This window comes from Paracoccus sp. S-4012, from assembly GCF_009674885.1.
Taxonomy (GTDB): Bacteria; Pseudomonadota; Alphaproteobacteria; order Rhodobacterales; family Rhodobacteraceae; genus Paracoccus.
In genome coordinates, this window is record NZ_WKKA01000015.1 from 17,907 (window position 1) to 40,862 (window position 22,956).

Genomic DNA, 22,956 nt, shown 5'->3' on the forward strand with positions numbered 1-22,956 from the left:
CCCCCGCGTCGCCCGCCTGACGCCCCTACCAGCGGACGGTCGGGTCCGGCGTCGGGATCGCGTCGAGGAGTTCGCGCGTGTAGTCGTGCTGCGGGTCCTCGAACAGCGCCTCGGTCGGCGCCTCCTCGACGATGCGGCCGGTCTGCATCACGATCACCCGGTCGCAGAGGCGGCGGATGACCGACAGATCGTGGCTGATGAAGGCCAGCGTGAGGCCGAGGTCCCGAACCAGTCCCTCCAGCAGGTTCAGCACCTGCGCCTGCGAGGACACGTCGAGGCCGGAGACGATCTCGTCGGCGAGGATGAAGTCGGGGCGCATGGCGATGGCGCGGGCGATGCCGATCCGCTGCCGCTGGCCGCCCGACAATTCGTGCGGGTAGCGGTGGACGAACTCCGCGGGCAGCCCGACATGGCCGAGCGCCTCGGCCACGCGCGGGTCGCGGCTCGTGGCGTTCAGCGGCGCGGCGATGATGCGGCCGATGGTCAAGCGCGGGTTGAGCGACGACATGGGGTCCTGGAAGATCATCTGGATGCGCTGCCTCAGCGGCCGCATCGCGGCGTCGGGCAGATGCGTGATGTCGGCGCCGTCGAAGAGGATGCGCCCCGCCGTCGGCTCCATCAGCCGCACGAGCGTGCGGCCGAGCGTGGTCTTGCCCGAGCCGGACCCCCCGACGATGCCGAGGACTGCGCCGCGCGGGATCTCGAAGTCGAGGCCCTTGAGGATCTCCAGCCGCGGGACGGGACCGAAGAGCGGCTTGCGCGTCATGTCCGGCAGTTCGACCCGCAGCGCCTCGACGCGGAACAGCGCCTCAGCCATGCCGCGGCCTCCAGCTCCGGTCCGCGGCCGCGATCTCTGCGCCCACCGCATGCATCACGGCGGGCGGCACCGGCTTCAGGGACGAGGCGGGATCGGTGTGGCGAGGCGTCGCGGCCAGCAGCGCGGCGCTGTAGGGATGGGCGGGGGCCTCGAAGAAGCGCGCGACGGTCGTGTCCTCCACCACCTTGCCGGCATAGAGGACCGACAGGCTGTCGCAGATCTTGGCGACCACGCCGAGGTCGTGGGTGACGAACAGCAGCGCCGTGCCGTGGCGAGCCTGAAGCTCCGAGATCAGCCCAAGGATCTGCTTTTGCACCGTCACATCGAGGGCGGTCGTCGGCTCGTCGGCGACGATCAGCTCCGGCTCGGCCACGAAGGCCGAGGCGATCAGGATGCGCTGCCGCATGCCGCCCGACAGCTCGTGTGGATAAAGGCGCAGCACCCGTTCCGGCTCGGGGATGCGGACCTCGGCCAGCATCTCGAGCGTGCGGCTGCGGGCGCGGGCCGGCTCCCAGCCGAGGATGTCGACAAGCCGGTCGGTGATCTGTCGCCCGATCCGCCGCGAGGGGTTGAGCGCGGTCAGCGGGTCCTGCGGGATCATCGCCGTGCGCGCACCGATCAGGCGGCGGCGCGCGACAGGGGGCATGGCCAGCAGGTCGCGGCCGTCGAGCAGGATCTCGCCCTCGACGATCTCCACCGCGCGGGGCAGCACGCCCAGCACCGCCCTGCCGATCATGCTCTTGCCGGCGCCGCTCTCGCCCACGAGGCCGCGCACGGTTCCGACCGGCACGTCGATGTCCACGGATCGCAGCAGCCGCAGGTCCGTGCCGCGCAGGACCGCCGAAAGGCCGCGGATCTCGAGGAAGGCGCTCATCGCAGCACCGGGTCGAAACGGTCGCGCAGGCCCTCGCCCAGTTGCGCGAAGGAGAGCACCGTCAGGAACAGCGCGGCCAGCGGGAAGGCCAGCACCCACCAGACGTGATGAATGGCGATGCGGCCCTCGGCGATCATGCCGCCCCAGGTCGGGCGGTCGGTCGAGACCGAGAGGTTAACGAAGGACAGGATCGCCTCGACGATCACGGCGATGCCCATCTCCAGCGTCAGCAGCGCGACGATGACCGGCAGCACGTTGGGCAGGATCTCGGCCATCAGCGTGCGCGGACGGCTGAACCCGGCGACGCGGGCGGAATGGACGTAGTCCATCTGCGACTGGTTCAGCGCCTCGGCCCGGACCACGCGGCAGAAGCGGGTCCAGTCGATGACGATGATCGCGATCACGACCGACGAGAGGCCGGTGCCGAGAACGGCGATCAGCAGGATCGCGAAAAGGACCGGCGGGAAGGCCATCCAGATGTCCACCAGCCTGCCGATGATGCGGTCGGTCCAGCCGCGATAGAAGCCCGCGATCAGCCCGAGGGTCGAGCCGATCAGGCAGGTGGCAGTCCCGGCCACGAGGGCAACGATCAGCGCCACCCGCGCCCCGTGGATCAGGCGGGAGAGCACGTCGCGCCCGAGGCTGTCGGTGCCGAGCCAGTAGCCGGGCTCGGTGCCCGGCAGCCAGAAGGGAGGCAGCCGGCCCAGCATCAGGTCCTGCGCCAGCGGATCATGCGGCGCGAGCCAGGGCGCGAACAGCGCCGCCAGCATCACCACGGCCTGCCACCCGGCCGAGAGCCAGAGGCGCAGCCCGGCCCGCCTGCGGAGCGCGCCGCGTCCGTCAAGCATGGCGCAGCTTCGGGTTCAGCAGGACATAGGCCATGTCCACGACGAGGTTCACCAGCGTGAACAGCAGCGCAAACAGCAGCACGATCCCCTGGATCAGCGGCAGGTCGCGGGTGATGACGGCATCGATCGCCATGTTGCCGAGGCCCTCGTAGGAAAACAGCCGCTCGATGATGATCGTGCCGCCCATCAGGAAGGTGAACTGCACCCCGATCAGCGTCAGCGTCGGTAGCGCGGCGTTGGGCAGGGCCTCGGAGAGGATCACATGCCGCTCGGAATAGCCGCGGGTGCGGGCGAGGACGGCGTAATCGAGGTTGACGGTCTCCTTCAGCGATTGCTTGAGCAGCTGCGAGATGATCGCCGCCAGCGGCAGGGCCAGCGCAAGCGCGGGCATCAGCATATGGGCGAGCAGGTTCCGCGTCAGGTCGAAGCGCAGCCTGAGGATGCTCTCGATCAGGTAGAAATTGGTCGAGAACGGCAGCTCGAGCCGCGGCGAGACCCGGCCCGAGATCGGGAACAGCGGCCAGACCACCCCGAAGAGGACGATCAGCGCCAGCCCCCAGAGGAAGTCGGGCACCGACAAGCCGATGCCGTTGGCCACGTCGATCCCCGCCTCGGCCCGCGTGCCGCGCAGCCGCGTGCCCGTCACCCCCAGGGTGCCGCCGATCAGCACCGCCATGAGCAGCGCCAGCAGCGACAGCTCCAGCGTGGCCGGCAGGCGGCCGAGGACAAGCGTCAGGACCGGCTGGCGGGCGGTGATCGAACTGCCGAAATCGCCCTGCAGGACATTGCCGAACCAGATCACGAACTGCCCGCCGATGGACTTGTCGAGGCCGTAGAGGGTCCGCAGGCGGGCGATGTCGGCCTCGGTCGCGCCGGGCGGCAGCATCATGGCGATCGGATCGCCCGGCACCACGCGGATGACGACGAAGACGATCACCGCCACGCCGAGCAGCGTGACCAGCGTGGTCAGGAGCCTGAGTGCGAAGATCCGCGCCATGTTGAACGCGCCCCGGCGAGGACGTCAGCGCCGCGCCGGGGCCTTTGGGCTCAGCTGCCGCGGATCAGCTGCGGCAGCAGCGCGCCCGACTTGTGCGGCGTGACCTCCAGCCCCTGACGGTAGACGATCGGCTGGACATATTGCAGCAGCGGGATCGCCAACCCCTCCTCGGCAATGTAGCGCGACACCGCCTTCCAGCCCTCGATCCGCTTCTCCTCGTCGGGCTCGGCCCAGAGCGGCGCGATCATGTCGATCAGCTCCTGCCCGTCCCAGACCGAATGCGGGGTCGGCCCGAACATCGCGTGGCCGGTGGAGGTGGTCGGGTCGCCGATTGCGTTGCCCCAGTTGTAGAAGGCCGCCGGCGCCAGCTGGTCGGCCGCGCGCAGCTCGAAATGCTGGGCGATCTCGTAGACCTCGATTTCGGCCTCGATGCCCACGCGCCGCCACATGCCGACAATCGCCTGGATCATCTCGTAATCCTTGGGCTTGAAGCCGCGCGTGGTCTGGATGGTGAAGCGCACCGGGTTCTCGGGCGAGAAGCCGGACTCGGCCAGCAGCGAGGCCGCCAGTTCGGGATCATAGGCGACCTCGATCCCCGGATCGAAGGCCAGGTATTCCGGCGTCTCCAGCGTGGACAGCGCGACGCCGTAGCCCAGCAGCAGCCGGTCGATCAGCAACTGCTTGTCGATAGCGTGGTGCGCGGCCAGCCGCACGTTGCGGTCCAGCATCGGATCGACGTCGTTGATGAAAATCATCGCGATGTCCGAGATGGTCTCGGCCGAGCCGTTGAAGCCCGCCGCCATCAGCCGGTCGTATTCCTCGTAGGGAATCTCGAGCGTGACGTCCGAGTTGCCGGACTCGACCTCGGCCACGCGGCTCGCCGGGTCGGTCACGAACTTGATCGTCACGTTCTCGAAGGCGGGCTTCTCGCCCCAGTAGTCGGGGTTCGCCTTCAGGCGCACGAAGGCGTTGCGCTCGTAGCGGTCGACCATGTAGGGGCCGGTGCCGATCGGCGCGGCCTCGAAGCCCTCGGCGCCCACGCGCTCGTAATAGGCCTTGGGCAGCACGAAGCCGGTGAGGAAGGCCATCCACTTGAAGATGGTCGGCTCGAACTGCAGCACGTCGGCCTCGACCCGGTTGCCGTCCACGGTGAAGTTGCCGAGCGTGCCCCAGGTGAACTGGATCGGGTTGCCGGTCTCGGGATTGGCCGCGCGCTCCAGCGACCAGGCGACGTCCTCGGCGGTGAAGGGGCTGCCGTCGTGCCAGGTGACACCCTCGCGCACGACCATGAAGACCTTGCTGCGATCCTCGTTCCAGCCCCATTCGGTCAGCAGGCCGGGCGCGAGCGACAGGTCCGGGTTCTTGTGGATGAACCGGTCGAACACCGACAGGAAATAGCCCTGCAGCGTCGGGTTGACGCCGGAGGCGCCCACGGTCGGGTCCCAGGAGGGCAGGTTCACGTTGTAGGCGATGGTCAGCTCGCTCGCACCCTGGGCGGCGGCGAAGCGCGGAAGGCCCGCGGCGGCCACGCCGATGGTGGCGAGCTTGAGGAGGGTGCGGCGCGTCGGATTGAGGTTCATGTCATCGGTCCCCGGTCAGGTAAGGGCTGGCTTGAAGGCAGGGCAGTCTCAAAGCGCGGCGGTCGCCTCGATCTCGATCAGGAAGTCGGGCAGGGCGAGGGCCTGCACGCCGATGAAGGTGTTGGCGGCAGGCTCGGCGCCCCCGTAGAAGGCGACGATCTCGGCCGTGACGGGGCCGAGCTTCTCGGGCGAATGGCCGACGACATAGGTCCGCAGCCGGACAATATCCGCCGGGGTGGCACCGGCGGCCGCGAGCACCGTGCGCAGGTTCGCCAGCGCCTGCCGCGTCTGCGCGATCACGTCCCCCGGCCCGACCAGCTCGCCATCGGCGTTCCACGCGGTCTGCCCGGCGAGGTGCAGCGTCCGCCCGCCGTTCTGCTCGACGGCATGGGAAAAGCCGAAGGGGACCGCCTCGTACATCCCCTCCGGGTTGATCGCCTTGCGCTTCATCTCCGTCTCCTCCCCATCATCATTGCGCCGTCGCGGTCAGCCGCCGGCGAGGCGTCTCGCCAGCATGTAACCCGAACCGACGCCCACCCCCGCCCCCGGCCAGACGGCTGCGCCGGTCAGATGAAAACCCTTGACCGGCGTGCGCCCGTCCGCGGCGCCGGGCGCCGGACGCAGGGTGAAGTTCTGCGCGAGGTGGTGGCTGCCGCAGATCTGGTCGCCGCCGACGAGATTGGCGTTGTCGCGCTCGAGATCGGTCGGCGCGAAGACGGCGCGGCCGATGATCCGCGCGCGGAGGCCCGGCGCGTAGCGCTCAACGATGCCGATGGCACGGTCGGCGAAGGCCTCGCGCGCGCCGTCCCAGTCGCGAGCGGCGATCTCGCCCGCCGCGTCGCCGCGGATCGTGCCCGGCGCCATGCGGACCTGAAGCCAGAGGATATGCCGCCCCTCGGGCGCGCGTGTGGGGTCGATGGCGGTCGGCTGGCCAGCGACGATCACCGGCTCGGCGGGCAACAGCCCCGCGAGTGCTTCCTGATAGGCGCGCGCCATCATGTCGAGCGAGGGCGCGAGATGCACATAGGCGAAGCGGCGCAGGTCGGGGCCCGCGGTCCAGCCGGGCAGATCGTCCAGCGCGAGGTGGATCATCATGGTGCCGGGCGCGTGGCGGAAGCGGCGCATGGCGCGATCGAAGCGCGCGTCGCCGCTGCCCTCGGGCAGCAGGCCCTGCAGCGCGCGCGGCGCAACCGAGCCGATCACCGCCTTGCGGGCCTCGATGCGGCGGCCGTCGGCGAGGATCACGCCCGCCGCGCGGCCGTCGCGGATCTCGACCCGCTCGACCCGCGCGCCGCATTCGATCCTGCCGCCGCCGGCCTCCACCAGGCCGGTCAGGGCCGAGATCATCGTGTCGGCCCCGCCGCGGCCCAGCACCATGCCGAAGCTCTGCCCGGCCATGCCCTCGAGATAGGGGAAGATCGCGCCCCCGGCGATGTCCGGGGCGAAGTCGAGGTGCATCCCCCAGGCACCCAGCAGCGCCTTGACCTCCCCGCTCTCGAAGGTCTCGTCGAGCCAGGCGCGGGGGGAGGACAGCAGGAACCGCACCAGCTCCATCGTCCCGCCGACGCCCTCGCGGCGCAGGGTCGAGAGCAGGACGCCCGCGACCGCGCGCTTGCGCATCGGCGCGCCGAGCAGCGCCGAGAGGCTATGCGCCCGTGCCGGAAAGGCCGCGATCAGCCCGTCCCAGGCGTCGGCATCGCGGGGCGAGATGGCCTCGATGCGGGCGCGGGTCGCCGCCGGATCGGTCGAGACGCCGAGCCAGCGGCCATCGGGAAACACCGAGGCGAAGCAGTCCGCGACCGGAGCGAACGAGAGGCCGTGCGCGGCCAGTTCGCCGGCATGGGCCTTGTGGAAGGCGGATCCCGCAAAGAGGCTGAGGTTCATCGCGGCGAGATCGTGGCGGAAGCCCGGCAGCGTCAGTTCCCGCGTCTTCACGGCGCCACCGGGCCGATCCGCGGCCTCGAACAGCCCGATCGTCCAGCCGCGCTTCGACAGATGCGCCGCGCAGGCAAGCGCATTGCTGCCGGCGCCGATGATCACGGCATCATACGCGGTCATTGTTTCCTGTCCCTCGGGGAAATTCTTGGCACAGGCATCCCCGGCGGGTCCAGTGCTTCTTCGAAAGCCCGCCCGCGATTCGCAACGCCCTCGCGGGAGCCGCGGCGGCAGGCGAGGCCCCTCATGCCCCCACAGCCTTCGAGGTACGCGAGCGTTTCGCCGAGGCCATCCTTTCCCGCCATACCCGCGACTTCGCGTCGATCAGCACGCCGGGGCCGTCCGGCATCTGCACCCAGATGCCGGATCACGACCCTACGGCGGATACATGCATCTGCAACGGTCCGGTCGGGCCAGGTCGGCGGTCCGCGTCTGGACGTCCCACCCTCGATGGTGCAGGCCCTCTGCAATCCTCTTGAGCCAAGACAGCACGGAGCTGACCGATGAGCCTCGATCCCGAAACGCTGGAGCAGTTCCGCAGCACCATCGCCCGCTTCGTCCGCGAGCGCCTCATCCCGCTCGAGGACCGGGTGGCGGAGGAGGACGACATTCCGGCGGAGATCGTCGAGGAGTTCCGGCAGCTCGGCCTCTTCGGCATGTCGATCCCCGAGGAGTATGGCGGCCTTGGCCTCGGCATGTCCGACGAGGTCGCCATCGCCTTCGAGCTGGGCTTTACCTCGCCCGCCTTCCGCTCGCTCATCGGGACCAACAACGGCATCGGCTCGCAGGGCATCATCATGGATGGCACCCCGGAGCAGAAGCAAACCTATCTGCCGCGGCTGGCGACGGGCGAGCTGATCTCGTCCTTCGCGCTGACCGAGCCCGAGGCCGGCTCGGATGCGGGATCGCTGCGGACCTCGGCGCGGCGGGAGGGCGAGTTCTACATCCTCAACGGCACCAAGCGCTTCATCACCAACGGGCCGCGGGCGGGGCTGTTCACGGTCTTCGCGCGCACCGATCCTTCGACCAGCGACGCCTCGGGCGTCAGCGCGTTCCTCGTAGAGGCGCCGAGCCCCGGCATCTCGCTCGGCCCCAAGGACCGGAAGATGGGGCAGGCCGGCAGCCATACCTGCGACGTGATCCTGCAGGACTGCCGCGTCCCTGCCTCGGCGCTGCTGGGTGGGGTCGAGAATGCGGGCTTCAAGACGGCGATGAAGGTCCTCGACCGCGGCCGGCTGCACATCTCGGCGGTCTGCGTCGGCGCGGCCGAGCGGCTGATCCGCGACAGCCTCGCCTATGCCATGGAGCGCAAGCAGTTCGGCCGCCCGATCGCCGAGCAGCAGCTGGTGCAGGCCATGCTGGCCGACAGCCGGGCCGAAGCCTATGCCGCGCGCTGCATGATCGAGAACACCGCGCGGATGAAGGACGAGGGCCGGAACGTCTCGGAGGAGGCGGCCTGCACCAAGATGTTCGCCTCCGAGATGGTGGGCCGCGTGGCCGACCGGGCGGTGCAGATCCACGGCGGCGCGGGCTACATGCGCGAATACGCGGTCGAGCGCTTCTACCGCGATGTCCGCCTGTTCCGCATCTACGAGGGCACCACCCAGATCCAGCAGCTGGTGATCGCCCGCAGCATGATCCGCAACGCCCGCCGCTGAGCGCGGCGCTCGGGCTGGCTCAGGGGGCGGCGGGCGCCGTCTCGTCCGCCTGCTTGAGCCGGTCGGCGAGCTGCGCGCCGCCCTCGATCAGGTCCAGCTGCACCGCGAGGCGCAGGGCGAAGGGATCGCGGCTGCGCAGCGCGTCGATGATGTTCTCGTGCTGGTGGCGCGCCGCGTAGCGGGGCTTCGCATCCGGGTAGAGGGCCGAGAGGGTCGGCCCGATCCTGACCCAGAGGCTTTCCAGCACGTCGATCAGCTGCCTCTGCCCCGAGGTGCGGTAGAGGCCGAAATGGAAGTCGAAATTGGTCTGGAGGGCGACCGGCCAGTCCTCGCCCTCCTCGGCCGCGATCAGGGCCTCGTGGACCCCAACAAGGGCGTCGATCTCGGCCGGGGTGATCCGCAACAGCGCCCGCTCGGCCGCCATCGGCTCCAGCAGCAGGCGCATGTCGCGGATCTGGCGGTAGTCGTCGAAGTTCAGCCGGCGGACGCGGATGTAATGGCGCGGCTTGATCTCGACCGCGCCATCGCGTGCCAGCTGGATGAGGGCCTCGCGCACCGGGGTTTCCGACGTGCCCATCTCGCGCGCGAGGTCGCGGACCTTCAGGCGCTGGTGCGGCGCCAGTTCGGCCCGCATCAACCCCTCGCGGAGGCGGTCATAGACCGCGTTCGACAGGATGCTGCCTTCCTCCACGCCCGGTGCATTCACGTCAGCGGCCCTGGGCGAGAGCCTTCATCGCATCGTCGGTCGCCGCAAGGGCGTCGTCGATGACCGCGTCGGTATGGGCGCAGCAGATGAACATGTTGTGCTTGTGATGCAGATAGACGCCGCGCCGGAGCGCCTCCTGGCAGAACCGCTCGCCCAGCTTCGCCTCCGGGTCGTCGGCGAACTGAACCAGCGGCATGGACGCGGGGCCGGTCTGGCGCAGCTCGAACCCGTGGCGCGCCGCCTGCTCGGCCAGCCCGGCGCGGAACCGCTCGCCCGCGCGGCGCATGAGCGCCGGGCCGTCGATCCGGGCCAGTTCGCGGATCGTGACCACGGCGGCGGCCATCGCCGCGCCCGTGTACCAGAACGAGCCGGTGACAAAGACCTTGCCGGCCGCCTCGCGCAGCCATTCGCTGCCCGTCACCGCCGCCAGCGGCCAGCCATTCGCGATCGCCTTGGAGAACGCCGTCAGGTCCGGGCGCACGCCCGTCCCTTCCCAGCTGCCGCCCATGTGCAGCCGGAAGCCGGCCCGCACATCGTCGAGGATCAGCACCGCGCCCGCCTCGTCGCAGATCTCGCGCGCGGCACGGGCGAATTCGGGGTCCGGCGCCTCCTGCGGGATCGCGAGGTCGTGGCGGAAGGCCGAGACCAGCACCGCGGCCAGATCACCGCCCGCCTCGCGCGCGGCCGCGCGCAGGCTTTCGGGATCGTTGTAGTCGAAATGCAGCAGATGCGCGCGATCCTCGGCCGTGACCCCGGCGAGCGAGGGCGTGCACCACGGCACCGCGCCGTGATAGGCGCCGCGCGCGACCAGCACCTTGCGCCGTCCGGTCGCTGCACGGGCGATGGTGACGCAGGCCGTGGTCGCGTCGGTCCCGTTCTTTTGCAGCATGGCCCAGTCCGCATGGGCGACCGTCTGCACCAGCAGCTCGGCCAGCTCGACCGTGTGCCGGGTGGGGCCGTCGAGACAGTCCCCGGCCAGCACCTGCGCCACCCCGGCCTCCTCGACCGCGCGATAGCGGTGCCCGAGGACGATCGGCCCCCAGGCGCACATGAAGTCGATGTAGGAATTGCCGTTGACGTCGGTCACCCGCGCGCCCTCGCCGCCCGCGAAATACTGGGGATAGCCCGCTGGCAGCACGGCTGCCCGCTGATGGCCCCACATCCCGCCGGGGATCACCGCGCTTGCACGCTCGCGCAGATCCGCATCGACATCATTCACGATCATACCCGGCATCTCCGTCATTTTCCTTATCCTCCCGGCGTCGCGCGCCGTCATTCAACTCAGACCAGATGGCAGGCGACCTGCCGCCCCTCGACCTCGCGCAGCGCCGGCTCGACCTGACGGCAGTGCTCTGTCGCGAGCGGGCAGCGCGTGCTGAAGTTGCAGCCGCGGGGCTTGTTCAGAAGGCTCGGCACCTCGCCGCCGAGAACCGGCGGGCGCTGACGCTTGCGCGCGCGCGGCACCGCATCGAGAAGCGCACGGGTATAGGGGTGCAGCGGGCGCTGATAGAGGTCCGAGCGCTGCGCCAGCTCCACCACCTGCCCGGCATAGAGCACCGCGATCCGGTGCGAGGCGGCGCGGACCACCGCGAGGTCATGGGCGATGAACAGGTAGCTCAGCCCCATCCGGTCCTGCAGGTCCTTCAGCAGGTTGATGATCTGCGCCTGCATCGACACGTCGAGCGAGGCCACCGCCTCGTCGCAGATGACGAAGTCGGGGTTAAGCGCGAGCGCCCGCGCGATCACGATGCGCTGCCGCTGCCCGCCCGAGAACTCGTGCGGGAAGCGGTCGAGGAAGTTCGGCGGCAGGCCGACCAGCTCCATCAGCTCCTCGACGCGGGCATGGCGGTCGGCGCGGCTCATGCCGCCCTTCACCTCCAGCGGCTCGGCGATGGACTGGCCGACCCGCATCCGCGGATTCAGCGCCGCATGCGGGTCCTGGAACACGAACTGCACCCTATGCCGCAGCGGCTTCCAGGCGCGGTCCCGCGACTGCGGCGTGATCCGGGTGCCGAAGAGATCCACGGTGCCCTCGCTCGGCGGCAGGGCGCCCACGAGGACCTTGCCGATCGTCGACTTGCCCGAGCCGGATTCCCCGACGAGGCCCAGGGTCTCACCACGCCGGATGTCGAAGGACACATCCTCGACGGCCTTCAGCAGCTGCTTGCCGCCGGCGCCGCCCTGGACGAAGGTCCGCGTCAGGTTGCGGACGGATACGATGGTCTCGGTCATGCCACGGCCCGCTTGTCGGTCACATGCAGGGTGCAGCGCACGGCCCTGCCGCCGCCTGCCTCCAGCATCGGCAGCACGGTATTGCGGCAGTCGGCCTTCTGATGCGGGCAGCGCGGCGCGAAGCGGCAGCCCGCGGGGCGGCGGGTCGGCTCGGGGATGGAGCCGGCGATGGTCGGCAACCGGTCGAGGTCGCTGTCCAGATCCGGAATCGCCGAGATCAGCCCGTCCGAATAGGGGTGCAGCGGCAGGTCGAACAGCGCATCGACGGGCGCCATCTCGATCGGCTGGCCGGCATACATGACCATCACCCGGTCGGCGAACTCCGAGACCAGCCCGAGGTCATGCGAGATCAGGATGACCGACATGCCCAGATCGGCGCGGAGCTGGCGCAACAGCTCCATGATCTGCGCCTGCACCGTCACGTCTAGCGCCGTCGTCGGCTCGTCGGCGATCAGCAGCTTCGGCTGGCAGGCGATGGCGATGGCGATCATCACGCGCTGACGCTGGCCGCCGGAAAGCTGGTGGGGATAGTCGTTCACGCGCCGCGCGGCATCGGGGATGCGCACCGTGTCCAGCAACTCGATCGCCCGCCTGCGCGCCGCCGCGCCAGTCATGCCTTGATGGATCCGCAAGCTCTCGCCGATCTGGTCGGCGATGTTCAGAACCGGGTTCAGGGTGTGGATCGGGTCTTGGAACACCATCGCGATCTCGCTGCCGCGAAGCTGCTGCAGTTGCCCGCGGCTGAGCTTCAGCACATCGCGGCCGCGCCAGAGAACCTGGCCCTCGATGCGGGTGTTGCGCTCGGCATGGAGGCGCAGCAGCGACAGCGCGGTCACGCTCTTGCCCGACCCGCTCTCGCCCACGATGCCCAGCGCGTCGCCCTCGCCCAGCGTGAAGTTCACGCTGTCCACGGCGGGAATCCAGCCGCGGTCGGTGCGGAACGAGACCGCCAGGTCGCGCACGTCCAGAAGTTTGTCGGTCATGTCGTCACCCCTCGATCTTCAGCCGCGGGTCAAGGACATCGCGCAACCCGTCGCCCATCAGGTTGATCGACAGCGCCGAGATGCTGATGGCGAGGCCGGGGAACAGCATGATCCACCAGGCCTCCACCGCGAAGTCGCGCCCCTGCGCCACGATGTTGCCCCAGCTGGCATGCGGCGGCGGCGTGCCGATGCCAAGGAAGCTGAGCGTCGCCTCCGCCAGGATCGCGTAGGCGAAGACGAAGGTGAGCGTGACCAGCAGCGGCGCGAGGCAGTTGGGCAGGATGTGACGCAGAATGATGCGCAGGCTCGACGCGCCCGAGATCCGGGCCGCCTCGACGTAATCCTGCTCGCGGATCACCAGCGCCGAGGCCCGCACCATCCGGGCGCAGCGCGGGATATAGGCCGAGGTCAGCGCGATGATGACCGAGGACAGCTGCGGTCCCAGAACTGCGCTGACGCCGATCGCCAGCAGGATCGCGGGGAAGGCCATGAGCGCGTCCATGATCCGCATGAGCAGGCTGTCGAGCCGCCGGAACCATGCCGCGCAGACCCCGATGATGCCGCCGAAGAAGGCCGAGAGGAGCGCCACCGTGAACCCGATCCACAGCGACACCCGCGCGCCGTAGACCACCCGCGTCCAGAGATCGCGGCCGAAGTTGTCGGTCCCGAACGGATAGTCGAGCGACGGCGGAGTGAAGCGCACCCGGACCGAGGTCGCGTTGGGTGTGCCGTTGGTGATCCAGGGCGCGGCCCAGGCCAGCAGCACGATGAGCAGCAGCATCACCAGCCCCACCCGGAACGACCGGTGCCGCATCAGCCGCCGCAGCGCCAGGCGCATCGGGCTGTTGGTGGAAACCCGCGCCGGGCCGGGAGTCGCGGCACCCACGCCGTGTGTCGCGTCAGTCATAGCGAACCCTCGGATCGACGACGGTATAGAAGATGTCCACCAGCACGTTGATCGCGACGAACATGAAGCCGAGGAACAGCATCGTGCCCTGCACCACCGGAATGTCGCGCGCCATGATCGCCTGCACCAGCAGCCGCCCGATGCCGGGCAGCGCGAAGATCTGCTCGATCACCACCGAGCCGCCGACCAGAAGGCTGAAGATGTAACCCGAGACGGTCAGCACCGACACCAGCGCGTTGCGGAAGGCGTGTTTCGCGACCGTGCGGAGCTCCGAGACGCCCTTGGCGCGGGCGGTGCGGACATAGTCCTGGTCCATCACCTCCAGCATCTCCGAGCGCGTCATCCGGGCCAGATAGCCGATCTGGAACAGCGCCAACACCGCGGCCGGCATGATGAGCGAGCGCAGCCAGAGCCAGAGCCCCTCGTCGATCGGCACGTAGCCCGCCGAGGGCAGCCAGCCCAGCGTGACCGAGAAGAGGATGATGGCGAGGATCGCGAGCCAGAAGTTCGGCACCGAGACCCCGACCAGCGCCAGCGACATCACCGCCGTATCCACCCAGCTGTCGCGCCAGTAGGCCGCGACCATGCCCATGATGATCCCGATGGGGATCGTCATGACGAAGGCGACCATCGCCAGCGAGAGCGTCACGGGCAGGCGCTCGACGATGGCCTCGGCCACCGGCTGGTTCAGAAACAGCGACCGGCCGAGGTCGAACCGCGCGAGATCCGCCAGCCACGAGCCGAGCTGGATCAGCAAGGGCCGGTCGAGCCCTAGCTCGCGGCGCAGGGCGTCGACCTTGTCGAGGTCCGCCCCTTCGCCCGCCAGTAGGACCGCGGGATCGCCCGGCAGGAGCTTCATCAGCACGAAGGTGAGGATCGCCACGATCAGCATCACCGGCACTGCCTGCGCCAGTCTTGTCAGGATGAGCTTGATCATCGGCACTCCGGGAGAGGCGAGTCACCCGCCGCAGGCCGCGGCGAAGGCGAGGACGATGGGAGGCGACCGGCCCGCGAGGGGCCGGTCAGGGGCACGGAAGGCGCGGGTCAGCGCATCCAGACGCCCCAGAAGAAGTTCATGTAGTACTCGGGATAGCCGCCGATATCGCCGGGCCGATAGGCGCGGGCCGAGGCGCGGTTCGAGACCTTGATCATGTAGGCCTCGTCAAGGATGCGGTTCTCGATCTCGAGCCAGGCCGCGCGCCGGTCCTCCGCGTCCAGCGACGAATAGAACTTGTCGAAGTTCTCATCCATCACGGCGTCGTCCTTCACCTGCGGGAAGGTATAGACGACCGAGCGCCACTGCTGCGGCCCCAGAAGCGGGTTCGAGCAGAAGGAGGTGGTGGCGACGTTCCAGCGCCCGGAGCCGGTGCTCATGTTGGTCGACTGGGTCGGCCAGTCGGTCACATCGACCTTGGTGTTGAAGCCGGCCATCTTGAGTTGCTCGTCCAGCATCACGATGCTGTCGCGCATGTAATCGTAGTTGGTGTTGGTCTGCAGGACGAGTTCCTCGGAACCGTAGCCCGCTTCCTTCAGCATCGCCGCGGCAGCGTCGGGGTCGTTCTGGTTGTAGAACGGCGCAGAGTTTTCCTCCGAGTAGTAGAACCCGCCCTCATAGGCCATGCCCGGCGCCAGCGTGGCCGGGTCTCCCGCGACCAGCATGATGTCCTCGGCATTGACCGCGGTGCGCAGCGCTTTGCGGACGGCCGAATTGTCGGTCGGCGCCTGCTGGCTGTTCACGACCAGATACTGCTGGCAGTAGGGCACGATCTCGACCGTCTGCACCCCCTCGACGCTCTCGAGCGACCGCACGGAGTCGAGGTTCAGGGGCGTCACGACATGCGCCTCGCCGGTCTGGATCGCGGCGGATCGGGCGTTGGTTTCGGTCAGGAAGTTGACGCGGACGCTGTCGAGCCAGACCTTCTTGTTGCCGGCATAGCCCGAGGGCTCATGCGCGGTGTCAGCGGTGTAGTCGTCGAACCGCTCGAGATAGAGGTGGCTGTCGCGCACCCAGTCGCCCAGCTTGAACGGGCCGGTGCCGATCGGGTCGTTCTCGCGCGCGGGCTTGTCGGCCTGCGAGGCGGGCAGGATCACGACCGGATAGACCGGCGATTTCAGCGCGTCGAGGAAGGCGGCGTTCAGCGTCTTGAAGTGGATGATGAAGGTGTGGTCGTCCGGCGTCTCGTAGCGGTCGACATCGTCGAGCAGCGAGGCGTTGGAGCTGACTTCGGCATAACGCTCGAACGAGGCCAGCACGTCGGCCGAGGTCATGACCGAGCCGTCATGGAACTTCACGCCCTCGCGCAGCTTGAACGACAGCGTCATCCCGTCGTCGCTGAGCTCGTAGCTTTCGGCCAGCATCGGCGCAGTGTCGTAATTCTCGTCGATGGTGACGAGGCCTTCATAGATCTGATGCATGACCTCGAGGTCGATCAGCGCGCTGGCCACATGCGGGTCCATGTGACCCGGACCGCCGTTGGTGGCGTAGATCAGCGTGCCGCCCTCCTTGGGCGCATCCTGGGCCAGTGCGGGCCCGGCCACCAGCGCGCTGCCGGAAAGCAGCGCCGCGAGAAGCGATCTGCGAAGGGTAAGGCTCATCTGGAACTCCCTTTGTCGGAACTCTTGGGTTCGTCTGTCGGTGCCCCGTACCCGGCCGGAAGCCGGGCGGGGGTCTTCACTGCGTGGAAAGCACCGTCCGCCGCCGCGTCAGCGCGCGGACCTTCGCCTCGGACCAGGGCGCGGGGACCAGCTCGCCCCGCGACCAGGGACCGTTCTGGTTGCTGTAATGCGGATCGCCCGGCACGCCCGAGGCGCCGTGGAACACCACCCAGGAGCAGTTGTCCCAGTCCGAGAGATCCCAGATGTATTTCGCCACCGGCCCATAGACCGAGGCTGAGCCGGTTGCCGGCAGGCCCCCGGTCGCCAGCACGCAGTCGCCGTCGCCCGAGACGGGGGCCGAGTCCGGCGCCCATGCCTTCGCCTCCGGGAAGGCCGAGGCCAGCGGATGCGCGAAGGACGGATGATGCGCCTCGCCCCAGGAGCGCGGAGTGAAATCGGCAGCGACGGCGGCGATGGCCTCGTCGATGACCGAGTTCCAGTCGCCCCCCTGCCCCAGCAGGCTGGTGTCGTCGCGGCGCAACTGGTCGGGCAGCGCCCACCATAGATGCGTCAGCGGGCTGATCCCTGGCGGCAGCTTCGCAATCTCGCTGTCGGCCACGGCGCCGAGGCCGGAGCGCGCCACGAGGATGCGCGTCATCTGCTGGCGGATCGCGTAATAGACGGTCGGCGCGAGCTCGGTCGCCGCCATCAGCCCGTTCCAGCCCTCCAGCGCATTCACGAGGTCACGGCCCGCGCCCGCGGCCGGACGCCGCGCAACGATCCGCGCCGCGATCTCGCGCGCGACGGCGGAGCTGTGATCGTGGAGGAGCGGCAGCATGTCCTCGGGCGCGAACGGCCCCTTGGCCGACAGCACCTCATGGATGCGGTTCGCCCGCGTGCTGGGATGGCAGTCGGTGCAGATGTAATCCGGCCAGTCGTCGGGCACCGTGCGGTTGTTCGCGGTGACGACGATCCCCGTGGCGGGGTTCTCCTCGCGCGGCATCCGCGCGAAGGGGATCAGCCCGCGCCATTCATGCGCCCCGGTCCAGCCGGGCACCGGCAACCAGCCGTTCAGGCGGTCGCGCTCGGGGAGGCGCGCGCGAACCTGCACGCCGATGTTGTTCTGGCGGTCCGCGGCGACCAGGTTGTGGTCGATCAGGCCCCAGGGCTCCATCAGGTCGTAGAAGGCAGTGATCGTTTTCGCGCTCATCATCGGGCGCAGGCAGTCGAGGGAGCGGTCGTCGGGCCGGAACTGCATGGACTTGAGCGCCAGTCCCGCGCCCTCGGCCGGGCCGCCGAGGATCAGCGGGCCGTGCCGGGTTTCCCAGACGTCGATGGTCACATCGGCCTCGCCGCGCAGGCGGATCACCTCCTGACGGTGGGTGGCCGGCTCGCTCCCGGTTTCGGTGCGGTAGTGTCCCTCGGGAAGGCCGCTGAAATCCTCGACATAGAGGTCATGGATATCGGCGAAGGCGTGGGTCACGCAGAAGGCGATGTCCTCGTTATGGCCGAAATGCGGGGTGCCGGGCACGCCGGGGACGGTCAGGCCGAGCACGTCCAGATCGCCGCCGGTCAGGTGGATCTGGGCATACATGCCGGGAATCTCGTAGGCGCGGTGGGGGTCGCCCGCCACGATCGGCATGCCGGTGGTGGTATGGCGGGCATCCACCGCCCAGTTGTTCGACCCGCCGCCGGTGACGTCCTGCCCGAAGAGGCGCGACAGCCCCTCGATCGCCGGGGCGAGATCGGCCAGCGCCGCGGTCCAGCGGCGGTCCTGCCGCTCCTGCGGCACGACGAAACGCTCCAACCCGCCATCCTCGTAGCGCAGCAGGTTGAGGTGATCGGGACCGATTGCGGCAAAAGCCGCCGCGCGCCACAGCTTGAACCAGATCGAGCCCATCAGCATGCCGCGCTGACGCATCACGACGACGCAGTGCCACGGCTCCCAGTCCTCGGGCGTCTCGCCAAGCAGGCCGTATTCGGGCGGCAGCTCGCCCGCGGCGATGAAGGCGTTCACGCCCGCCGAGTAGGCCTCGCACATGGCCTTCGTCTCGGGCGACAGCGCGTCGTAATTCGCCCGCGACACCTGATCGACGCCCAGCCGCCGCATCAGCGTGTCCGACGCGAGGCCCTCGCCCCCGACCCACTCGCCCCAGCGCCCGAGCGCCCGACGCCGCGCGGCATCCATCTGCCAGAGCCGCTCGGCCGCATGGACCCAGCCATTGGCGAAGAAGAGGTCCGGCTCGTTCCCGGCGCGGATATGGGGGACGCCCCAGACGTCATGCCGGATCTCGACTGGGGCGCTGAGGCCCTCCAGCAGGACATAACGCTCCGCCGCGCCGCCGGCCTTCATGTCGCCGGAAATCTCGCTCGCCATAGGTTCCCCCGTTCCCTCCGCGTGTCTGATATATCAGATCTGTGAAGGCGGGTCGTCAACCTTATTCTGGCGCGTGGATGGAAGGGGGAAATACCGGTACGAAGCGGAAGTCCGCTGGCCTGCAGGTCCTCTCCCCTGCCGGAGGAGCTGCTGATATATCGGCCTGTCCGAAACGGTTTGAAAGAGTGGGCCTCAGCTTAAGCCGGGCGGCAGCGCATCCAGCCAAGGGCTGATCCGGTCCCACGCCGCCACGGCGCGCAGCAGCCGGTGGTCGCCGCGCGGGGGGCCGATCATTTGCATGCCCATCGGCAGGCCCTCCGGGCTGAAGCCCGCGGGAACGCTGACGGCGGGGCAGCCCGACATCGTCGCGCCCACGACCACCTCCATCCAGCGGTGATAGCTGTCCATCCGGCGGCCGCCGACCTCCTGCGGCCATTCGATGCCGGCGGCGAAGGGGAAGACCTGGGCCGCGGGCAGCAGCAGGAAGTCGTGGCGTTCGAACAGTTCCAGCATCCGGCGATACCAGGCCCCGCGCACCACCCCGGCCCGCCAGAGGTCCAGCGAAGTCAGCTTCAGGCTCTCCGAGACCTCCCACTGCGCCTCGGGCTTCAGCAGCGCGCGCTGCGCCGGGTCGGCCCAGTGATCGGCGTGACGCCCGCCGATCGAATGCTGGCGCAGCCGCACGAAGGCCTGCCAGAGCGCCTCCATGTCGAAGCCGATCCCCACCGGGTCGACTGACGCACCGGCGTCGGCCAAGCGGCCCGCAGCCGCCTCGACCAGTTCCAGCACGCCCGGCTCGAACGGCAGATGGCCGTCGAAATCCCCCAGCCAGCCGAACCGCAGGGTCGCGGGGTCGAGCGGCTCCGCCGCCGTGGACCAGTCCTCGCCCTCGCCCAAGGACAGCGGCGCCCGCGGGTCGTATCCGGCCTGCACGCCCATCAGCATCGCCAGATCCTCGGCCGAGCGGCCCATCGGCCCGTCGGTCGCCATCTGGCCGTAGAACGGATCGATCAGCTCGGCGGGCACGCGGCCCTGCGAGGGGCGGAAGCCGTAGACGTTATTCCAGGCCGCCGGATTGCGCAGCGAACCGCCCATGTCACTGCCATCCGCCACCGGCAGCATCCGCATCGCCAGCGCCACGCCCGCCCCGCCGCTGGAGCCGCCGCCGACGCGTTCGGGGTTCCAGGCGTTGCGCGTCAGCCCGAAGATCGGGTTGTAGCTGTTTGATCCGTAGCCGAATTCCGGCACGTTGGTCTTGCCGATGATGATCGCCCCGGCATCGCGCATCCGCTCGACGAAGATCGCATCCGTCGCGGGCACCAGATCGGCGAACAGCGGCGAGCCGAAGGTCGTCCGCAGCCCCTTGGTGAAGGCCAGATCCTTGATCGCCTGCGGCAGCCCGTGCATCGGCCCGACCGCATCGCCGCGCGCCACCGCCTCGTCCGCCGCCTGCGCCTCCGCCATCAGCGCCGCGCGCGGGCGCAGCGAGATGATGGCGTTCACCGCTGGGTTCACCGCCTCGATGTGATCGAGATAGGCGCCCATCACCTCGCTGGCCGAGACCTCGCGGCGGCGGATCATCCCGGCGAGGGGGACCGCGTTCAGCCGGCAGAGTTCCGGCACGGTGTGGCTGGTCATGAGGGCTCCGCTCTCCCTGAAACGTGGCGCTGCACCGGGCGCGGCGGCCCGGTGTAGCGGCTGAGGGCGTCCCGTCAGCCCTTCCGGGTGACGAAGCGCGTCTCGAGATAGGCCTCGATCGCCTCGGAGCCGCCCTCGGTGCCGTGGCCGGAATCGTTGATCCCGCCGAACGGCACCTCGGGCAGCGCGAGGCCGATATGGTTGATCGAGGTCATGCCCGCCGCAATCTCGCGGCCGAGCCGGTTCGCCGTGGCGCTGTCGCGGGTGAAGGCATAGGCGGCGAGGCCGAAGGGCAGCCGGTTGGCCTCGGCAATGGCCTCGTCCAGATCGCCGAAGCGGTTGATGACCGCGACTGGGCCGAACGGCTCCTCGTTCATGATGCGGGCCTCGACCGGCACCTCGGCGAGGACCGTCGGCTCGAAGAACCAGCCCTCGTTGCCGATCCGCCGGCCGCCGGTCGTCAGCCGCGCGCCGCGCTCGACCGCGTCGGCGATCATCCCCTCCAGCGCCGGGATGCGGCGCTCGTTCGCCAGCGGCCCCATCTCGACACCCTCATCGAGGCCGCTGCCAATCTTCACCGCTGCGGCGATCTCGGTGAACCGCTCGGTGAACTCGTCATGCAGCGCATCCTGCACGAGGAAGCGGGTGGGCGAGATGCAGACCTGCCCCGCGTTGCGGAACTTGTAGGGCGCGATCACGTCCAGCGCCTGGTCGATGTCGGCGTCGCCCGCGACGATCACCGGGGCATGGCCGCCAAGCTCCATCGTCGCGCGCTTCATGTGCAGCCCGGCCAGCGCCGCCAGTTGCTTGCCCACCGGCGTCGAGCCGGTGAAGCTGATCTTGCGGATCACCGGATGCGGGATGAGGTATTCCGAGATCTCGGCCGGGTTGCCGTAGACGAGGTTGATGACGCCCGCGGGCACGCCCGCATCGACAAAGGCGCGGACCAGTTCGGCCGGGCTGGCCGGGGTTTCCTCGGGGCCCTTGACGATGATCGAGCACCCGGCGGCGAGGGCCAGCGACAGCTTCCGCACGACCTGGTTGACCGGGAAGTTCCACGGCGTGAAGGCCGCGACCGGGCCGACCGGCATCTTCATCGCGATCTGGATGACGTCGGGCGCGCGCGACGGGATCACCTGACCATAGGCGCGCTGCCCCTCGCCCGCGAACCAGTCGATGATGTCGGCGCCGGACATGATCTCGATGCGCGCCTGCGCGAGCGGCTTGCCGTTCTCCAGCGTCAGGATCGGCGCGATGACGTCGGCACGGTCGCGCAGCAGCTGAGCGGCCTTGCGCATGATCTTGCCGCGCTCGAAGGCGGAGACCCGGCTCCACTCGGCGAAGCCGCGCTCGCAGGCGGCGAGGGCCGCATCCAAGTCGGCGCGCGTGGCGCGGGCGACGCGGCCGATCTCGCGCGAGGTCGCCGGGTTCATCACCGGCAGGCTCTCGCCGGTCTCGCCGGGACGCCAGGCGCCGTCGATCAGAAGCTGGGTGTCGGGATAGCTGGTCATCGGTTCTTCCTCGGTCTGGTCCGCCCGTGCGGCGCGAATCATTGCGGGGCGAGGCTGCTGGTGGATGCGGGCGCCTCGTCCGCGGCATGGCAGGCGACGACGCCGCGCGCGGCCAGGCCCTCGATCTCGTCCTCGCCGAGGCCCAGCACCTCGCGCAGGACCGTGCGCGTGTCCTCGCCCAGCAGCGGCGGTGCCTTGGCCGGGCGGTCGGGATCGTTCTGCGCCGCGAGCCCCTGCGCGGCGCGGATCAGCGAGATGGTGCCGAGCTCTGGATGCTCGATCTGCTGGATCACCCCGCGCTCGACCACCGAGGGCGCGCTCAGGGCCTCGGAGACCGTTTTCACCGGCCCCGCGGGCACATCCGCCGCGCGGCAGGCGTCGAGCCAGTGCTGCGAGGGCCGCGTCAGCATGATCTCCTGCAGGATCGCCAGCAGTTCCGGCCGGTTCAGCGCTCGCTGATGCGAGGTCGTGAAGCGCGGATCGGTGGCGAGATCGGGCCGGTCGACAACCTTGGTGCAGAAATCCGCATACATGCGGTCGTTGCCCACCGCGAGCGCGAAGCTGCCATCCGCGGTCTGCAGCACCTGGTAGGGCACCACGGTCGGATGCGCGTTGCCGTAGCGTTTCGCCTCGACCCCGGCGTTGAGATAGCCGGTGCCGACGTTGATGAGCAGGTTCAGCGTGGTGTCGAGCAGCGCCACGTCGATGAACTGCCCCTCGCCGGTGTCGCGCCGCTGGTAGAGGGCGGCGAGGATCGATTGCGTGGCCACCATGCCGGCGACGACATCGGTGAAGGCGACCCCCAGCCGGTTCGGCGGGCCGTCCACCTCGCCGGTGATGGACATCAGCCCGCTCTCGGCCTGCATAATGAAGTCGTAGCCGGGCCGCGTCCGCTCGGGGCCGGTCTGGCCGTAGCCCGAGATCGAGCAGTAGACGATGCCCGGGTTGATCGTGCGGATATCCTCGTAGCCGATGCCGAGCCGGTCCACCGTCCCGGCGCGGAAGTTCTCGACCACCACATCGGCGCGCGCGGCGAGGTCGAGGACGATCTGCCGCCCCTCCGCGGTCTTCAGGTCGACCGCCACCGAATGCTTGCCGCGGTTGGCGCAGAGGTAATAGGTGCTGACGCCCTTGAAGCTCGGCACCGACCAGGCGCGCGTGTCGTCGCCGCCGCGGATGTTCTCGATCTTCCAGACCTCGGCCCCGAGATCGCCAAGGCTCATGGTGGCCCAGGGCCCGGCCAGAACCCGCGTCAGGTCCAGCACCTTAATCCCCTCCAGCGGCAAGGCAGTCATTCG

At 69.5% G+C, this 22,956-nt stretch carries 19 protein-coding genes; 1 reads left to right on the plus strand and 18 read right to left on the minus strand.

Features of this window, described 5'->3' with window-relative positions; genetic code table 11:
- Window positions 1-25: 25 nt before the first annotated feature.
- From GI374_RS15420 to GI374_RS15450, 7 genes are read right to left on the minus strand one after another with little or no spacing between them, the layout of a single operon-like run.
- Complete coding sequence (locus GI374_RS15420; protein ID WP_154337941.1) at window positions 26-817, minus strand: ATP-binding cassette domain-containing protein; 792 nt, start codon at window positions 815-817, stop codon at window positions 26-28.
- On the minus strand, window positions 810-1,691 hold the full coding sequence (locus tag GI374_RS15425; RefSeq protein WP_154337942.1) for an ABC transporter ATP-binding protein: 882 nt from the start codon (window positions 1,689-1,691) through the stop codon (window positions 810-812). Before GI374_RS15425 ends, GI374_RS15420 begins: the two co-directional genes overlap by 8 nt.
- Window positions 1,688-2,539 carry an ABC transporter permease gene (locus tag GI374_RS15430; RefSeq protein WP_154337943.1) on the minus strand — a complete coding sequence of 284 codons (852 nt, stop codon included), beginning with the start codon at window positions 2,537-2,539 and terminating at the stop codon, window positions 1,688-1,690. Before GI374_RS15430 ends, GI374_RS15425 begins: the two co-directional genes overlap by 4 nt.
- Window positions 2,532-3,536, minus strand: coding sequence for an ABC transporter permease (locus GI374_RS15435; RefSeq protein WP_154337944.1), 1,005 nt, complete (start codon window positions 3,534-3,536; stop codon window positions 2,532-2,534). The genes GI374_RS15430 and GI374_RS15435 overlap by 8 nt, the downstream gene beginning before the upstream one ends.
- 50 nt (window positions 3,537-3,586) lie before the next feature.
- On the minus strand, window positions 3,587-5,116 hold the full coding sequence (locus GI374_RS15440) for an ABC transporter substrate-binding protein (protein ID WP_154337945.1): 1,530 nt from the start codon (window positions 5,114-5,116) through the stop codon (window positions 3,587-3,589).
- Between the two features lie 48 nt (window positions 5,117-5,164).
- Window positions 5,165-5,566, minus strand: coding sequence for a RidA family protein (locus GI374_RS15445; protein ID WP_154337946.1), 402 nt, complete (start codon window positions 5,564-5,566; stop codon window positions 5,165-5,167).
- A gap of 36 nt (window positions 5,567-5,602) precedes the next feature.
- Window positions 5,603-7,174, minus strand: a complete 1,572-nt coding sequence (locus GI374_RS15450; RefSeq protein ID WP_154337947.1) for an NAD(P)/FAD-dependent oxidoreductase — start codon at window positions 7,172-7,174, stop codon at window positions 5,603-5,605.
- Between the two features lie 380 nt (window positions 7,175-7,554).
- On the opposite strand from GI374_RS15450, the gene GI374_RS15455 reads away from it, so the two are divergent.
- Window positions 7,555-8,709, plus strand: a complete 1,155-nt coding sequence (locus GI374_RS15455) for an acyl-CoA dehydrogenase family protein (protein ID WP_154337948.1) — start codon at window positions 7,555-7,557, stop codon at window positions 8,707-8,709.
- Window positions 8,710-8,728: 19 nt separating this feature from the next.
- On the opposite strand, the gene GI374_RS15460 is transcribed toward GI374_RS15455, so the two are convergent.
- The 11 genes from GI374_RS15460 to GI374_RS15510 all read right to left on the minus strand — a co-directional run bounded on the left by GI374_RS15460 (window position 8,729) and on the right by GI374_RS15510 (window position 22,953).
- On the minus strand, window positions 8,729-9,400 hold the full coding sequence (locus GI374_RS15460; RefSeq protein ID WP_370515398.1) for a GntR family transcriptional regulator: 672 nt from the start codon (window positions 9,398-9,400) through the stop codon (window positions 8,729-8,731).
- A 16-nt stretch (window positions 9,401-9,416) separates the two neighbouring features.
- Window positions 9,417-10,649 (minus strand): aspartate aminotransferase family protein, encoded by a 1,233-nt coding sequence (locus tag GI374_RS15465; protein ID WP_154337949.1) that lies wholly within the window; start codon window positions 10,647-10,649, stop codon window positions 9,417-9,419.
- A 47-nt stretch (window positions 10,650-10,696) separates the two neighbouring features.
- On the minus strand, window positions 10,697-11,647 hold the full coding sequence (locus GI374_RS15470; protein WP_154337950.1) for an ABC transporter ATP-binding protein: 951 nt from the start codon (window positions 11,645-11,647) through the stop codon (window positions 10,697-10,699).
- On the minus strand, window positions 11,644-12,630 hold the full coding sequence (locus GI374_RS15475) for an ABC transporter ATP-binding protein (RefSeq protein ID WP_154337951.1): 987 nt from the start codon (window positions 12,628-12,630) through the stop codon (window positions 11,644-11,646). The genes GI374_RS15470 and GI374_RS15475 overlap by 4 nt, the downstream gene beginning before the upstream one ends.
- A gap of 4 nt (window positions 12,631-12,634) precedes the next feature.
- Window positions 12,635-13,537, minus strand: a complete 903-nt coding sequence (locus GI374_RS15480) for an ABC transporter permease (protein WP_154337952.1) — start codon at window positions 13,535-13,537, stop codon at window positions 12,635-12,637.
- Window positions 13,530-14,474 carry an ABC transporter permease gene (locus GI374_RS15485; RefSeq protein WP_154337953.1) on the minus strand — a complete coding sequence of 315 codons (945 nt, stop codon included), beginning with the start codon at window positions 14,472-14,474 and terminating at the stop codon, window positions 13,530-13,532. The genes GI374_RS15480 and GI374_RS15485 overlap by 8 nt, the downstream gene beginning before the upstream one ends.
- Before the next feature lie 107 nt (window positions 14,475-14,581).
- Complete coding sequence (locus GI374_RS15490; RefSeq protein ID WP_154337954.1) at window positions 14,582-16,132, minus strand: ABC transporter substrate-binding protein; 1,551 nt, start codon at window positions 16,130-16,132, stop codon at window positions 14,582-14,584.
- Between the two features lie 76 nt (window positions 16,133-16,208).
- The gene (locus tag GI374_RS15495; RefSeq protein ID WP_229583396.1) at window positions 16,209-18,509 is read right to left on the minus strand and encodes a penicillin acylase family protein; all 2,301 of its coding nucleotides are present in this window, start codon (window positions 18,507-18,509) and stop codon (window positions 16,209-16,211) included.
- Between the two features lie 192 nt (window positions 18,510-18,701).
- The gene (locus GI374_RS15500) at window positions 18,702-20,147 is read right to left on the minus strand and encodes an amidase (protein ID WP_154337955.1); all 1,446 of its coding nucleotides are present in this window, start codon (window positions 20,145-20,147) and stop codon (window positions 18,702-18,704) included.
- Between the two features lie 74 nt (window positions 20,148-20,221).
- On the minus strand, window positions 20,222-21,658 hold the full coding sequence (locus tag GI374_RS15505) for an NAD-dependent succinate-semialdehyde dehydrogenase (RefSeq protein ID WP_154337956.1): 1,437 nt from the start codon (window positions 21,656-21,658) through the stop codon (window positions 20,222-20,224).
- Window positions 21,659-21,696: 38 nt separating this feature from the next.
- Entirely contained in the window at window positions 21,697-22,953 is a 1,257-nt protein-coding gene (locus GI374_RS15510; RefSeq protein ID WP_154337957.1) for a CaiB/BaiF CoA-transferase family protein, read from the minus strand.
- Window positions 22,954-22,956: the final 3 nt, after the last annotated feature.

Excerpts from the sequence above, each read along its gene's own strand:
- GI374_RS15480 (WP_154337952.1), bottom strand. The coding sequence starts at position 13,537 with ATGACTGACGCGACACACGGCGTGGGTGCCGCGACTCCCGGCCCGGCG.
- GI374_RS15500 (WP_154337955.1), bottom strand. The coding sequence starts at position 20,147 with ATGACCAGCCACACCGTGCCGGAACTCTGCCGGCTGAACGCGGTCCCC.
- GI374_RS15445 (WP_154337946.1), bottom strand. The coding sequence starts at position 5,566 with ATGAAGCGCAAGGCGATCAACCCGGAGGGGATGTACGAGGCGGTCCCC.
- GI374_RS15505 (WP_154337956.1), bottom strand. The coding sequence starts at position 21,658 with ATGACCAGCTATCCCGACACCCAGCTTCTGATCGACGGCGCCTGGCGT.
- GI374_RS15490 (WP_154337954.1), bottom strand. The coding sequence starts at position 16,132 with ATGAGCCTTACCCTTCGCAGATCGCTTCTCGCGGCGCTGCTTTCCGGC.
- GI374_RS15455 (WP_154337948.1), top strand. The coding sequence starts at position 7,555 with ATGAGCCTCGATCCCGAAACGCTGGAGCAGTTCCGCAGCACCATCGCC.
- GI374_RS15475 (WP_154337951.1), bottom strand. The coding sequence starts at position 12,630 with ATGACCGACAAACTTCTGGACGTGCGCGACCTGGCGGTCTCGTTCCGC.
- GI374_RS15420 (WP_154337941.1), bottom strand. The coding sequence starts at position 817 with ATGGCTGAGGCGCTGTTCCGCGTCGAGGCGCTGCGGGTCGAACTGCCG.
- GI374_RS15450 (WP_154337947.1), bottom strand. The coding sequence starts at position 7,174 with ATGACCGCGTATGATGCCGTGATCATCGGCGCCGGCAGCAATGCGCTT.
- GI374_RS15440 (WP_154337945.1), bottom strand. The coding sequence starts at position 5,116 with ATGAACCTCAATCCGACGCGCCGCACCCTCCTCAAGCTCGCCACCATC.
- GI374_RS15465 (WP_154337949.1), bottom strand. The coding sequence starts at position 10,649 with ATGCCGGGTATGATCGTGAATGATGTCGATGCGGATCTGCGCGAGCGT.
- GI374_RS15435 (WP_154337944.1), bottom strand. The coding sequence starts at position 3,536 with ATGGCGCGGATCTTCGCACTCAGGCTCCTGACCACGCTGGTCACGCTG.
- GI374_RS15430 (WP_154337943.1), bottom strand. The coding sequence starts at position 2,539 with ATGCTTGACGGACGCGGCGCGCTCCGCAGGCGGGCCGGGCTGCGCCTC.
- GI374_RS15425 (WP_154337942.1), bottom strand. The coding sequence starts at position 1,691 with ATGAGCGCCTTCCTCGAGATCCGCGGCCTTTCGGCGGTCCTGCGCGGC.
- GI374_RS15470 (WP_154337950.1), bottom strand. The coding sequence starts at position 11,647 with ATGACCGAGACCATCGTATCCGTCCGCAACCTGACGCGGACCTTCGTC.
- GI374_RS15485 (WP_154337953.1), bottom strand. The coding sequence starts at position 14,474 with ATGATCAAGCTCATCCTGACAAGACTGGCGCAGGCAGTGCCGGTGATG.
- GI374_RS15495 (WP_229583396.1), bottom strand. The coding sequence starts at position 18,509 with ATGGCGAGCGAGATTTCCGGCGACATGAAGGCCGGCGGCGCGGCGGAG.
- GI374_RS15510 (WP_154337957.1), bottom strand. The coding sequence starts at position 22,953 with ATGACTGCCTTGCCGCTGGAGGGGATTAAGGTGCTGGACCTGACGCGG.